General features: G+C 59.8%; 13 protein-coding genes. 2 read left to right on the plus strand and 11 right to left on the minus strand.

Annotated features, from left to right (window positions below; translation table 11 throughout):
• From R6U20_RS04110 to R6U20_RS04155, 10 genes are all read right to left on the minus strand, one after another.
• Nucleotides 1-192, minus strand: a 192-nt coding sequence (locus tag R6U20_RS04110; protein ID WP_410336600.1) for an ASCH domain-containing protein, incomplete at its 3' end; no start/stop codon positions are given.
• Nucleotides 193-443: 251 nt separating this feature from the next.
• Nucleotides 444-2,189: a molybdopterin-dependent oxidoreductase gene (locus R6U20_RS04115; RefSeq protein WP_410336601.1), complete on the minus strand. Its 1,746-nt coding sequence runs from the start codon at nt 2,187-2,189 to the stop codon at nt 444-446.
• Between the two features lie 52 nt (nt 2,190-2,241).
• Nucleotides 2,242-2,742, minus strand: coding sequence for a DUF4920 domain-containing protein (locus R6U20_RS04120; RefSeq protein ID WP_410336602.1), 501 nt, complete (start codon nt 2,740-2,742; stop codon nt 2,242-2,244).
• Nucleotides 2,743-2,786: 44 nt separating this feature from the next.
• Nucleotides 2,787-4,133 (minus strand): NADH-quinone oxidoreductase subunit NuoF, encoded by a 1,347-nt coding sequence (nuoF, locus tag R6U20_RS04125; protein ID WP_410336603.1) that lies wholly within the window; start codon nt 4,131-4,133, stop codon nt 2,787-2,789.
• Between the two features lie 137 nt (nt 4,134-4,270).
• Nucleotides 4,271-4,660, minus strand: coding sequence for a hypothetical protein (locus R6U20_RS04130; RefSeq protein WP_410336604.1), 390 nt, complete (start codon nt 4,658-4,660; stop codon nt 4,271-4,273).
• A 50-nt stretch (nt 4,661-4,710) separates the two neighbouring features.
• Nucleotides 4,711-5,388, minus strand: a complete 678-nt coding sequence (nuoE, locus tag R6U20_RS04135; RefSeq protein ID WP_410336605.1) for an NADH-quinone oxidoreductase subunit NuoE — start codon at nt 5,386-5,388, stop codon at nt 4,711-4,713.
• Between the two features lie 80 nt (nt 5,389-5,468).
• Nucleotides 5,469-6,848 (minus strand): NADH dehydrogenase (quinone) subunit D, encoded by a 1,380-nt coding sequence (gene nuoD, locus R6U20_RS04140; protein ID WP_410336606.1) that lies wholly within the window; start codon nt 6,846-6,848, stop codon nt 5,469-5,471.
• Between the two features lie 53 nt (nt 6,849-6,901).
• Nucleotides 6,902-7,594 carry an NADH-quinone oxidoreductase subunit C gene (locus R6U20_RS04145; RefSeq protein ID WP_410336607.1) on the minus strand — a complete coding sequence of 231 codons (693 nt, stop codon included), beginning with the start codon at nt 7,592-7,594 and terminating at the stop codon, nt 6,902-6,904.
• 45 nt (nt 7,595-7,639) lie between these two features.
• The gene (locus tag R6U20_RS04150; protein WP_410336608.1) at nt 7,640-8,239 is read right to left on the minus strand and encodes an NADH-quinone oxidoreductase subunit B; all 600 of its coding nucleotides are present in this window, start codon (nt 8,237-8,239) and stop codon (nt 7,640-7,642) included.
• Between the two features lie 230 nt (nt 8,240-8,469).
• Nucleotides 8,470-8,847: an NADH-quinone oxidoreductase subunit A gene (locus R6U20_RS04155; protein ID WP_410336609.1), complete on the minus strand. Its 378-nt coding sequence runs from the start codon at nt 8,845-8,847 to the stop codon at nt 8,470-8,472.
• Nucleotides 8,848-9,119: 272 nt separating this feature from the next.
• Between R6U20_RS04155 and R6U20_RS04160 the strand changes: the two genes are divergently transcribed.
• Both R6U20_RS04160 and R6U20_RS04165 read left to right on the plus strand, forming a co-directional pair.
• Entirely contained in the window at nt 9,120-10,184 is a 1,065-nt protein-coding gene (locus tag R6U20_RS04160; protein ID WP_410336610.1) for a DNA-methyltransferase, read from the plus strand.
• A 116-nt stretch (nt 10,185-10,300) separates the two neighbouring features.
• A complete protein-coding gene (locus R6U20_RS04165; RefSeq protein WP_410336611.1) occupies nt 10,301-10,435 on the plus strand; it encodes a hypothetical protein in 135 nt (44 codons plus the stop codon).
• Nucleotides 10,436-11,090: 655 nt separating this feature from the next.
• Here the strand turns inward: R6U20_RS04165 and proS are convergent.
• Nucleotides 11,091-12,563: a proline--tRNA ligase gene (gene proS, locus R6U20_RS04170; protein WP_410336612.1), complete on the minus strand. Its 1,473-nt coding sequence runs from the start codon at nt 12,561-12,563 to the stop codon at nt 11,091-11,093.
• Nucleotides 12,564-12,893: the final 330 nt, after the last annotated feature.

Below are 12,893 nucleotides of genomic sequence, written 5' to 3' on the forward strand. Positions count from 1 at the left end.
GGCGGCCAGGACATGTTCCTGCAGATCAGGAAATGTTTCGATGATCCAGGTTGCACCTTCCTGGTCAAATTTTTTGCCGGCATGAATTTTTATGCGGCCCCGGAAGTTGCTTTTCCAGGATCTGTTTTCGACCGGCTTGAGGCCCAGAACGATCATTGAGGCCCATGGCTGGCGGATGGATAGTGTTTTCATCTTTGAATCGGCGCCTTGCCTGTCCTGAACTCGATTCAGGATCTGGATGACGGGCGTTGGGGGGCTGTGCGACTTCTGAACCTATAGCACAACCCGTTGTGACAGAGCAATAGTTAGCAATACTGTGAGAAACCGTGCTCTTCTGGATCAGATGCTGCTGTGCGCACGCATCATCACACAAAACGCAAAAGCGCCCCATCCGTCTCCGAACAGGGCGCTTGCAGATGTGCGTTGTGCTGTAAGTGCGCGCGTTACGCCGGCTCGCCCGCTTCGGCATCTTCAAGAGCCACACCTTGCAGGCCCATCGCGTTGTACGTGGCACCTTCAAATGCGTCGAGGGTAGACTGCACCTCGTTCATGATGGCCTGGGGCCCTTTGGCGTAGTCGAGGTCAAGGTTCACATGATCGGCAATGTGCGGCAGAATCTCCCAGCTGGGCTTGCAGTTGATGCGGTGCGATTCGTTGTGCCAGCGGTCGAACGGCGTGCCGTGCTCGTCTTCGCGGCTTTGGCCCATCTCCATCATGAGCGTGCGATTCACGCCCTGAATGGCTTTGGCCGGACGCACACGCTGGGCGCGCCCGTCCTGGTTAACGTAGGTGCCTACAGTTTCCACCACCATGGCAGCAGGCAGCGCCACATCCACAGCAGGCAGCGTTTCGTTGGTCGTGTTGTAGTAGTGCAGAATCACATCCACATCTTCGAGGTCGGCCAGCGCGCACAGCTCCGACGCCACCGGGTCGTCTTCGAGCACATAGAGCACATCGATCTCGCCGTTTTGGATGCGCGTGCGCAGCATCTGCATGTCGGCTTCGCGGATGCCGAGGCGCTCGCAGCCCTGCGCATTGGGCGTCTTATCGTCGGTGATGAGCCAGTCGTCGCCCGCCCCGGGTTCGATGTGCGGGATGTAGACGGGCGCATCGGCCCCGAGATGCTCGGCCAGCTGCGTCAGCAGGTAGTTGTCTTCGACGGTCGCGTAGGCAGACCCCACAAACTGGATGCGGTCGCCATCGGCAGGACCCAGCAGCGCGGCGGCCTTCGCGTAGGCCTGCGTCCAGGTCACGTCGTCGAGCACGCCATTGCGGCGCACCTGCGGGCCTTCGGGACGGTCGTCGTTGAAGCGGTCGTAGACGAGGCGATCTTCGTCGGGCAGCCAGTATTCGTTGACCTCCATGTTCTGGCGTGGCGTGATGCGCAGCACTTTGTTGTCGCGCACCCAGTACTCGCAGTTTGCGCCCGTCGCGTTGGTGGTTACGATGGAGGGCGATGAGCTCATCTCCCAGATCCGCGCCTTAAAGCGGAAGTCGGATGCCGTGAGCGCGCCCACCGGGCACAAGTCAATGGTGTTCATCGAGTAGGCTTCGTCGAAGTCCTCGCCCGGCGCCGTAATCGGGTAGTTTTGCACGCCTCGCTGGTTGATGGTGAGCTGTCCGCTCTCCGAAACCTCGTCCGTAAAGCGCGTGCAGCGCGTGCAGTTGATGCAGCGCTCCGCATCCAGCGTAACGCGGGGGCCGAGTTTGACGCGCTTCGGCTTATGTACCTTGCGGAACTCAAAGCGCGAGCCTTCGGGGCCGTACTTGTATGCTTGAATCTGCAAGGGGCAGTGCCCGGCCTGGTCGCAGATGGGGCAGTCGAGCGGGTGGTTGATGAGCAGGAACTCCATCGTGTCTTTCTGTGCCTCGCGCACGGCATCGGAGGTGCGGTGCGTCTTCACCACCATGCCGTCTTGCAGGCCAATGGTACAGCTTGTCTGCATCCCCGGCATAAACTGGATGTTGGGATTGCCCTCTTCATCCGTGACCAGCTCGCCGGTAGCCCGGTCGCGCTCGGGTGTACCTACCTGCACCAGGCACTGCCGGCAGTTGGCCGGAATAGACATGGCAGGGTGATAGCAGAAGTGCGGCAGCTCCACGTCGTGGTCGAGGCAGAACTGAAGCAGCTTGTCGTGGTGGTCGGGATCGTATTCGTAGACCTGGCCATCAATCTCAACAGTAGGCATAGCCGGAGCAAAAAGTTAGGTCAACAGAAAAAAGAGGGAGGCGCACCAACGGCTACCCATCGGAGGCGGTGAGGCGGACGCCGTCAGCAATCATGTGATACGACGGGGCGGGGGCTTCGGTGTCGGCAGAAGCTTCAGCGCCATCGCCGTGGTCTTCGTGCGAGGGGGGCTCCTCGGCCACGAGGCGGCCTTGCACCGTGGCCCATCCGCTGGCATCGGTAGGCACCGTAAATGCGTATTCATCGCTATCGGTTCGCGCCACCTCCACGCGCAGCGGTGGCGTATCGGCGCCCGTGTCGAGCGCCAACCAGCAGCCTTTGTGTTCGCATACCGACGAAACGCGTCCTTCGAGCACCAGCGTTTTTTCAGTAAACTGAGCCGGATCGGTGGCAACACGCTGTACAGGCAGAGCCGTGCCCGCATCAACAGCAGCGCCGTATTCGGTGTCTGCCGATTCGTTCGGGGCGGCCTCGTCGCTGGCGCATCCAACGATGCCAACCAGCAGCGTCAGGAGCGCAGCCAGCAGGGCAGGTGCGTTGCGATGAACGGGCATAGCAGAGGGTATGTAGCTGTTAATGGTGCGAGTGGGCCGGTTCGTTACGCGGCGGTGGCTCCTGCGGTGGAGAGGTCGGCGCCGGTGGGATGCATCGACGGCTTGCACTTGGCCTCGAAGTCTTCGCGGAATCGCTTCACGGTGTTGCGCACAGGCCAAGCTGCAGCATCCGCAAACGCGCAGATGGTGCGGCCCTCCATCTGATCGCACAGGTCGAGCAGGAGGTCCAGGTCGCGCATGTTTCCTTCGCCCTCGTCGATGCGCGTCACGATGGCTTCAAGCCAGCCGGTGCCTTCGCGGCAGGGCGTGCACTGGCCGCAGCTTTCGTGCTGGTAGAAGTGCGTCACGCGGCGCAGGTACGACACCATGTCGGTGTCTTCATCGAGCACCAGCATGCCGCCGGTGCCGAGCATGGAGCCCGCCTCTTGCAGGCTCTCAGAGTCCATCGTCACCCCGTCGATGCCGTCTCCCCGCAGCGGGGGCACGGAGCAGCCGCCCGGTACAATAGCTTTGACGCCTTTGTCGTCGATGACGCCCTGCGCCACCTCGTCGATCAGGTCGGTAATGAGCATGCCGGTCGGGTATTCGTACACGCCCGGGCGGTTCACGTGGCCGCTGATGCCGTAGAGAATGGGGCCGGGGTGCGCCTCGGCGCCCGTATTGGCGAACCACTCGCCGCCGTTCTCAATGATGAGCGGCGCGTGTGCGAGCGTCTCCACGTTGTTAATGGTTGTCGGACTCGCCCAGAGGCCTTTCTGCGCCGGAAACGGTGGTTTGTAGCGCGGATAGCCGCGCTTGCCTTCGAGGCTCTCCATGAGGCTCGTCTCCTCCCCACAGATGTAGGCGCCTGCGCCTTTGTGGAGGACGATATCCATGGAGAAGTCGGTGTCCATGATGTTATCGCCCACATAGCCGTTGTCGTAGGCCTTTTGGAGCTGGGCTTCCATGAGGCGAATCCAGTCGGCGTATTCGCCCCGCACGTACACGTAGCACGCGTCGAGTTGCATGGCGTAGCCCGCAATCAGGATGCCCTCGAACATGAGGTGCGGGTTGTACTCCATGATCTGCCGATCCTTGAACGTACCCGGCTCGCTCTCGTCGGCGTTACAGGCCAGATAGCGCGGGCGGTCGTCGGGCTCGGGCATGAAGCTCCATTTCAACCCGGTAGGGAAGCCCGCGCCTCCGCGTCCGCGCAGGTTCGAGGTTTTCACTTCGTTCGTGACCGACTCGGGCGTCCAGTCGTCGCTGGTGAGCACCTCGCGCAGGCGGTTGTAGCCGTTGGCCTCTTGTTCGTAGACCTCCAGTTTGTGCAGATCGCGAATAGGGGGCAGCAGAACGCGCTCGTAGTTGCGCCAGTCGCCCGCTTTGGAAGTTCCGTTGTTCAGTTCCATAAGAGATTCGGGGGTTGGGCGGCACGCAGCGCGAGGGCTGCTATGGCCGAATGAACAGTAACAGATGCGGAGGAAGGTGCGCGTCGCAAAAGGCGTGCGCTGCAATGCGCGGTAGCCTCAACGCTGTAGCGTAGTGCTCAGGCCGCCTGCTCGGAGGGAGCCGGGGCGGGGTGCAGCCATGTGTGCAGCAGATCGAGCGTGCGTGCACGTTGATTCCAGTGCGTCCAGAAGTAGACCGCGCCCGCGCCATGCAGTGCTGCGAAAGCGGCCCCCGCAGCAACCACCCCCAGTATGTCGAGCGATGACAGCACGCCGGCGGTGGTCAGGTACTGATGCACAAGGCCGGTAGGTAGCGCCACGGCCAGCAGGGCCATAACGCCGCTAAGCCCATACAACCAGGTGCGCTGTCCATTCCACTCGTTGCGCAGTTGCTCTACGGCGCGGACTCCCTGCTTCTGCACCAACGCGCGTTCGCGCCGCGAGAGTCGGTCCATCAGCACATCGGGAGGCGGAGCAGCGGTGTTCATAGCACGGGGGGATGAGACGCAGGAAAGCAGAGCGCAGGTCGGTGCAGGGGCTACTTCACTGCTTGAGAGCGCGGCGGCGTCTGGTAGGTTTCGGTAGCCTCTGCATCAGAGCGACGGTTCCCGCCCATCTCGTCTTCGTCTTGCGGCAGCGTCACCGACACGAAGGGCGGCATTTTGCCCTCTTTCAGGTCGTCGAGCAGCGCGTCCACCTTGTCTTTCGTCAGATTGTGCACGTACGGGCCATTGGTGACCTGCATCATGGGGGCCGAGCCGCAGCATCCCAGGCACTCCACCTCTTCAACGGTAAACATACCGTCGTCTGTCGTCTCCCCTTTGTGGATGCCGAGCTTCTCTTCCAGGTAGTGCAAGATGTCATATCCGCCCATCATCTGGCAGGAGAAGCAGGTGCACACGTCGAGCACAAATTTACCCTTCTCCTCCTTGTAGTACTGCGTGTAGAACGTGGCCACGCCGTAAGCACGCGCGTAATCCATGTCGAGCGTGTCGGCGCACAGCCTAATGGCTTCGGGCGGCAGGTAGTCAAACTTTTCCTGGGCCATCCAGAGCAGATCCATGATGGCCGACTTGGGGTCGGGATACTTGGCTTTCCGCTCCTCAATGCGCTCCTGCTCCGCATCGGTCCAGACCAGCTCCTCGTCAGGGATCTGCTGCTCGGGCTGCTGGTCGGGCAGCTTTACAATGGGGCGCTTGATGTCAAATTGAGACATGTTCGGTGTGTGCGTGTGTGGAATGGATGGACGTATGGACGCGCGGGGAGGTGCCCGTTTCTCCCCTCAGGCTTGCCGTCCTATTTGTCAGCCTCGCCCATCACCGGATCAATCGACCCGATGATGACGACGGTGTCGGCCACGAGCGAGCCTTCCATGATGTACTCCATGCCTTGCAGGTTGGTAAACGACGGCGCGTTGACGCGCATGCGGGCCGGGCGTCCGGTGCCGTCGGAGGTCAGGTAGAAGCCGAGTTCGCCCTTGGGGCTCTCGATGGCGTGGTAGGTGTGTGCTCCCTTCGGGGCCACGGTGCCTACGTCGGTGTACATGAAGTCGTGGATCATGCCCTCCATGCTGTAATAGACTTCCTCTTTCGAGGGATACGCCTGCTTGGCATCGTCGGAGCGCACGGGGCCTTCCGGAATCCGTTCCAGGCACTGCTCAATGATGCGCACGCTCTCGCGCATCTCTTCCATGCGCAGGAAGTAGCGCGCCAGGCAATCGCCCTCTTCGCGGGTGGGCACGTTGAAGTCAACCTCATCGTATTTCAGGTACGGTTCGAAACGGCGGATGTCGTAATCCACGCCCGATCCCCGCAGGTTCGGACCCGTCATGCCCAGTTCGAGCGCCTCCTCGCGGGTGATACGTCCCACGTCTTTATTGCGATCGATCCAGATGCGGTTGCGGTTCAGGAAGTCTTCCCAGCGGCCCAGTTCGGTGCGAAAGCTCTCGGTGAAGGCACGGATGCGGCGGAACGCTTCAGGCGAGAGGTCGCTCGCCACACCGCCAATGCGGCTGTGACTGACCGTGAAGCGGGCGCCCGCCACCTCATCAAAAATGGAGTAGATGTCTTCGCGCTGCTGGAACGTCCACAGGAAGCCCGATACCGCTCCGGCATCCATAAGCCCCACGCCCAGCCACAGGCAGTGCGAGGAGATGCGCGCGAGTTCGCACATAATCATGCGAATCCACTGCGCGCGCTCGGGCACATCGATGCTGGCGAGCTTTTCGACCGCCAGGCACCACGCCACGTTGTTCGAGTAGGGCGACAGGTAGTCCATGCGGTCGGTGTACGGCATGAACTCCTGGTACGTCTTGTGCTCCGCGAGCTTCTCGATGCCACGGTGCAGGTAGCCGATGTCGAGGACTGCCTTCTCGATGGTTTCGCCATCGAGCTTTACCACACAGCGCAGTACGCCGTGCGTGGCCGGGTGCTGCGGGCCAATGTTGAGCGTCATCTGATGGTCGAGCGGATCGGCTTCGGCGGTGGCGCCGTCGCCAGAAGGGGCATCAGTCAGCGCCTCGGGCGACCCGTCGCCTGCTGCCTCAGCCGCAGCGCGTTTCTCTTCGATCCAGGCGTGCTTGCTTTCCAGCCGCTCGTAGATCTTCTCATTGTGCTTCGGCCAGAACCGAAACTTGTCGCCTAAGTCGAGTCCAGGAAAAGACGGAGCTTCAGCCATAACAGCGGGGCAAACTAAGGAGTCGAGGGATACAGAGGGCGGTGGCCGGAGCGCTACTCGTCTTTGATTTCAGGCTCGTCGTAGCTTTTGGCCGGTTTGGAGCCGTGCGCCGCGGCAAACGGATCCATCGTGAGCTCGCCGTCGGGCGCCTGGGGGGGCAGCGGTAGCGAGCCGGGCACGCCGAGCTGCGGGAATTCCTTGCGCAGCGGATAGTACTCGAAGTCTTCGGGCATGTACATGCGCCGCAGGTCGGGGTGGCCGTCAAAGATCAGCCCGAGCATGTCGTAGGCCTCGCGCTCGTTCCAGTTGGCCGAGCGGTAGACCGACGTGACGGTGGGTACGTGCAGGTCGTCTTCATCGACACGCACTTTCAGGCGGAGGCGCTGCTTCGCTTCCATATTGACAACATTGTAGAACACCTCGAAGCGGTCTTCTTGCGTAAACCGATCGATGCCGCCCAGGTCAGCCAGGTAGACAAAGCCCTGTTCCTCCTTAAGAAAGCGGCACACATCGGCAATGCGGTCTTTAGCAACGTACACCGTGTCTTCGTTGGCATACGTTTCTACGGGACCGATGATCTTGTCGCCAAAGGCATCGACCAGGGCATTTACCACCGCCGGGGCGTGCGACGTGGCTTTTGCATGAGGGTTGTCGGTGCTTCCCGAAATGGCCGTGTCGGCCGGGGTGTAGTGAAACTTGAGCACCTCGGGCTCAGAGGCAGCGTTGGAGGCGTCGTCAGCAGACATAGGGCGCAGCGTCAGAAGAAAGAAGACAAAGACAGCGGCGGTGGGCTACGCACTGGCAGGGGCAACCGGTGTAGCCGGAGTGTTAGGTTTCTGCAACTGCCCCGGATATTGGATCGTGTTTTCCGGAATCAGCGGTGCGTTTTCGTACGGATCGCCGTATGTGTAGTCTTGCGTGATGGTGTACTCGTTGCGCACCTTCTCCTGGATGTCCATGAGCGCATGCAGCACGGCTTCGGGGCGCGGCGGGCAGCCAGGAATGTAGACATCAACCGGAAGGAAGTTATCGCAGCCCTGCACGACGCCGTAGCAGCGATGCATGCCGCCGGTGGAAGCGCAGGCGCCCATCGCGATGCACCACTTCGGATCCGCCATCTGATCCCACACGCGGCGCACAGCATGACTCATCTTGTAGGAGACCCAGCCAGCCACGATCATGAGATCAGCCTGACGTGGTGAGAAGCGCATCGCTTCGCTGCCAAAGCGTGCCGAGTCGTACTTGGGCCCGGCAAACGCCATCATTTCAATAGCGCAGCAAGCCAGTCCCATGGGCATGGGCATCAGCGAGTTGGAGCGGGCCCAGTTTACGACTGCATCTACGCGGGTCGTGAAGAAGTTTTCACCACCAAAGGGGGAGGAACCAGCCATGGCAAACATCAAGGTCTGTGAAGAGAAGGGGGACGCAGAGTGCGGTGATCCCATTCGAATTTCGTACCGAATCTAATGGTGGAGTCCTTCCCCCTGTTTCAGTTTCAGCCTGTACATGTCCCGAATTATTGCAAGGCGCGTACAATATCGCATCGCTTTTTAGAACGCGCTTAGGGCAGGTGAAGAGGGAGCGACGCCCGTGCAGTGCGATAGGAAATCGCACGTTCGAGTTAGTCGAACTCCAGGCCGCCTTTTTTGATGTCGTAGACCAGCCCCAGGGTGAGGATGGCAACGAAGAGCCCGACCACGATCATTACGCCGACGGTAGCCACCAGCCCGGCATCAATAAAGTCGTGGAAGCTCACTGCCCACGGATACATGAACACGACCTCTACGTCGAACACGATGAAGATCATGGCTACCAGGTAGAACTTGACCGAGTAGCGCTCGCGCGCCGACCCAATCGGGTCCATGCCGCTTTCGTACGGCGTACGCTTCACCTTATTGGGCCGCTTCGGTCCAATCCACGAGGCTGCTGCCAACAGCGTAAGGGCAAGCCCCAACGCAATAGCAACAATGACAAACAGCGGGATGAAGTCAGCAAACATGGGCAGGCGGGTCGGTAGTGGCAGTATGCCAGAGGGATTTGTAGCATATCCAGCCTACCAAAGCGGCGTGCCGGATGCAACGTACGGCTGCAATTTCATTCCGAAAAGCCGGTAAAGAAGGGGGGCTGTCGTATTTCTTCCGTGGAGCCAGCAGCAGCGAAGCCATGTGCTCACGTTCTTGCACGAACGGGAGACAGTTGTTTTCGGACACATGCAGGTACTCGCGCCGTAGCAATGGCGTGCTCTGGTTTTGCTCTTTCGGCCCCTGCTTCATGACAACGACAACACAGCTCCACATCGGTAACGCAGCACAGATGGAGGCGATCGGCGATGCCTCCGTCGATCTGATCGTGACGTCGCCTCCGTATCCTATGATTGAGATGTGGGACGATCTGTTTGCGGAGTGGGTGCCCGAAAGCGAGCAGGCGCTGAGGGGAGGCGACCCGGATGCCGCTTTCAACGTCATGCATCAGGCTCTTGACACTGTGTGGGCGGAGTGCGCACGCGTCTTGCGCACGGGCGGCATCTGCTGCATCAACATGGGGGATGCAACACGCACCACCGGGGGCACCTTCCGCCTGTATCCAAACCATGCCCGCACGGTGCAAGACATCACAGCGCACGGGCTGCACCAGTTGCCTGGCATTTTGTGGCGCAAGTCAACCAACAAGCCGAACAAGTTTATGGGATCTGGCATGATCCCGCCCAATGCGTACGTGACGCTTGAGCACGAGCACATCCTGATCTTCCGCAAGCAAGACAAACGCACCGTAAAGCCAGACCGACGCTCAGACCGCTACGAAAGTGCCTACTTTTGGGAGGAGCGTAACCGCTGGTTTTCGGATGTGTGGACGGATCTGCGCGGTACCACGCAGTCGCTTGCAACCAGCCATGCCGATCTACGCAGTCGCTCTGCCGCCTTCCCACTGGCCCTTCCGCTTCGCCTCATCAACATGTACTCGATTGCAGGCGACACCGTGCTCGATCCGTTTTGGGGTACCGGCACGACCTCCCTGGCCGCCGCGATGCTTCGCCGCAACTCAGTGGGGTATGAACTGGAACCGGGTTTCGCCACTGTGTTCGAGGACGCGGTACACACGCTGCCCGAGCGATCCCATCGTTACAACACGGCCCGCATCGAGCGGCACCGCCGCTTTTTGCGTGAGCGCGATACCCCGTGCAAACATACGAATGCATTCTACGACTTCGGGGTCATCACCAAACAGGAAACCGAACTGGTCCTGCACGATGTAGACGCTGTGGACCCAACAGGCTCCGACAGCTACCAGTTTGCCTATCAGCCCCATGGGGTGCAGACGGAGTTGTTTGCATCGTGACTTGATACTTTAAGTTGATCCTTATTAATACTTCAAAAAAGCAACCCACAACGAAGTTTGAAGTCCAGTATTCTTCGAGCGAAGGTCCCCATTATTTCGAAATCAGTCTTGAACAGATGGATGCAATGATTGAAAGCGGCGAACTGGAGGCTGTACAACAATTGGAAAGTGGAAATACCAAAACAGCAACGATCGAAGCAACGCCTTCTGAGATAAAGAGAATGATACAGGTTTTAGAAAGTCAGTTGTAATGTAACACGAAAAGCATATGGCTCAATATTGTCGGCACCAATAGGGTCTCCTATTCTGCTGTCGGTTTCAAGCCAGTACCATTTCGCCACAGTGATTTTCGACTTTTCCTGGCAGCGTGGTCGGGGATGAAAGCGGTACCGACAGTGTTCGGCACAAGTTATACCAGGTGCGAGACTTCGATGTACACGTTAGGTTGGAGGCCGCCCGGGATATCCGCACCCCACGAGCACTCGGTCACTGCGTTCCCAGCGCTTCGCTCCTGATCCCGGGCTAAGGATTTGCAGCCCATAGCCGGGGACCGCTTGCGTCCCCGGCGACATTAAGGCGAGTTTCGTCGCTCACCGATTGCAAACACCTGTATAATGATTCAGCGCAGATGATCGGAGCAGAACCTGGAGATCGTCACCCCGATCAAGAAGGCGAAGGGGCAAACGCGCCTCTCGGCGGCCGATCGGCTCTACTCAGAGCTCGTCAGCCGCATCCGCCAGCCGATCGAGTCGCTCTTCGGATGGATTGAAGAAAAAACCGGCATTCAGGCCGCCTCGAAGGTCCGGGCGACCCGGGGCGGGGGCTGATGGTGCATGTGTTCGGACGCTTCGCCGCCGCGATGCTCCTGCTCGCCTTCAACTCCTGATTCGCATACTTAACGCGTACTTAATACGCCTTCGCAAAAAGCACGCGTCCCTCAGAAGGCTCTCCGGTGAGCATGTCTTCGCCCGGCTCCGCATCGCGGTCGAACGGGATGCAGCGGATGGTAGCCCCCGTTTCCTCTTGGATGCGCGTCTCGGTTGCTTCGGTGCCGTCCCAATGCGCCTTCACGAAGCCGCCCTCGTTTTCGATGACCTCCTTGAATTCGTCGTAGGAGTCGACCGATGTGGTGTTGGCTTTGCGCCGCTTGAGTGCCTGCTGGAACAGCCCATTCTGGATTGCAGCCAGCGTATCCTGGATGCGTGCAGTCAGCCCCTCTTGCGACACAATTTCCTTCTCTTGCGTGTCGCGGCGGGCCAGTTCCACATTGTTGTTTTTGATGTCGCGTGGGCCAATGCCAATGCGCAGCGGTACGCCCTGAAGCTCGTACTCGTTGAACTTCCAGCCGGGCTTCTGCTGGTCGTCGGCATCGAGCTTCACGCGGATGTCGGCGTCTTCGAGTTCTTGTTGGATGCGCTGGGCCTCTTCTAAGACCTGCGCGCGCTGCTCATCGTTGAAGTAGATCGGCACGATGACGACCTGGTCGCGGGCGAGTTTGGGCGGAAGCACAAGCCCCTGATCGTCGGAGTGCGTCATGATAAGCGCGCCAATTAGCCGCGTCGACACGCCCCACGAGGTCGCCCACACGTACTGCTCCTCGTTGTTTTCGTCGGTGTAGGTGCAGTCGAACGCCTTCGCGAAGTTCTGTCCCAGGAAGTGACTGGTGCCTGCCTGTAACGCCTTGCCGTCTTGCATGAGTGCTTCAATGCAGAGCGTATCGACGGCTCCGGCAAAGCGCTCGCTGGCCGTTTTGCGTCCGCGCACCACCGGAATTGCCATGTAGTCTTCGGCGAAGGTGGCATAGACATCGAGCATGCGCTCGGCCTCTTCGACCGCTTCTTCTTTGGAGGCATGAGCGGTGTGCCCCTCTTGCCAGAGAAACTCCATCGTACGCAAGAACAGCCGCGTGCGCATCTCCCAGCGCACCACATTGGCCCACTGATTATAGAGCAGCGGCAGGTCGCGGTACGACTGGATCCAGTCGGCGTAGGTATTCCAGATGATGGTTTCGGAGGTGGGCCGCACAATGAGGTTTTCCTCCAACTTCGACTCGGGGTCGGGGATCAGTTCATCGTCCTCGTTCAGCGTGAGGCGCGAGTGCGTTACCACGGCGCACTCCTTCGCAAATCCCTCGACGTGCTCGGCCTCGCGCGCCAGAAAGCGCTCCGGGATGAACAGCGGGAAGTAGAAGTTCTCGTGGCCCGTTGCTTTGAACAGACCATCAAGCGTATCCTTCATGCGCTCCCACAGCGCATATCCGTTGGGTCGGATGACCATGCATCCGCGCACAGGCGAGTAGTCGGCGAGTTTGGCCTTGCGAACAACGTCAATGTACCACTGAGAATAGTCAGAATCGCGGGAGGTTACGGCGTCGGCCATGGAAGGAAGAAAGCAAAAAACACAAAGGGATGACGAACGGCGAGCCCGCGCCACGCAATGCTCAACCGCCTTGCTGCATTCATGTGCTGCATGAGGCGGATGTTACGTTTGGAGCTCTATGTTACGTTGCAGCCTCTACGGGCGGCTGCGCAACAAAAGAACAAAGTATTGGTCTAACATACTGTGAACGATGGACAGAAGCAGGCGCCAGCGCATTATTTCGCGCAATGTTTAGCCAGCGCCACACCGTTCGGATCGTCACAACCTGCTGCACAAATCTTGGGGGTATCTGCTATGACAACACCACGCCACACGTTACGCTTTCGAACT

It is taken from the genome of Longimonas sp., assembly GCF_046498435.1.
Lineage (GTDB): Bacteria > Bacteroidota > Rhodothermia > Rhodothermales > Salinibacteraceae > Longimonas.

Excerpts from the sequence above, each read along its gene's own strand:
- R6U20_RS04115 (WP_410336601.1), bottom strand. The coding sequence starts at position 2,189 with ATGCCTACTGTTGAGATTGATGGCCAGGTCTACGAATACGATCCCGAC.
- R6U20_RS04120 (WP_410336602.1), bottom strand. The coding sequence starts at position 2,742 with ATGCCCGTTCATCGCAACGCACCTGCCCTGCTGGCTGCGCTCCTGACG.
- nuoF (WP_410336603.1), bottom strand. The coding sequence starts at position 4,133 with ATGGAACTGAACAACGGAACTTCCAAAGCGGGCGACTGGCGCAACTAC.
- R6U20_RS04130 (WP_410336604.1), bottom strand. The coding sequence starts at position 4,660 with ATGAACACCGCTGCTCCGCCTCCCGATGTGCTGATGGACCGACTCTCG.
- nuoE (WP_410336605.1), bottom strand. The coding sequence starts at position 5,388 with ATGTCTCAATTTGACATCAAGCGCCCCATTGTAAAGCTGCCCGACCAG.
- nuoD (WP_410336606.1), bottom strand. The coding sequence starts at position 6,848 with ATGGCTGAAGCTCCGTCTTTTCCTGGACTCGACTTAGGCGACAAGTTT.
- R6U20_RS04145 (WP_410336607.1), bottom strand. The coding sequence starts at position 7,594 with ATGTCTGCTGACGACGCCTCCAACGCTGCCTCTGAGCCCGAGGTGCTC.
- R6U20_RS04150 (WP_410336608.1), bottom strand. The coding sequence starts at position 8,239 with ATGGCTGGTTCCTCCCCCTTTGGTGGTGAAAACTTCTTCACGACCCGC.
- R6U20_RS04155 (WP_410336609.1), bottom strand. The coding sequence starts at position 8,847 with ATGTTTGCTGACTTCATCCCGCTGTTTGTCATTGTTGCTATTGCGTTG.
- R6U20_RS04160 (WP_410336610.1), top strand. The coding sequence starts at position 9,120 with ATGACAACGACAACACAGCTCCACATCGGTAACGCAGCACAGATGGAG.
- R6U20_RS04165 (WP_410336611.1), top strand. The coding sequence starts at position 10,301 with ATGGATGCAATGATTGAAAGCGGCGAACTGGAGGCTGTACAACAATTG.
- proS (WP_410336612.1), bottom strand. The coding sequence starts at position 12,563 with ATGGCCGACGCCGTAACCTCCCGCGATTCTGACTATTCTCAGTGGTAC.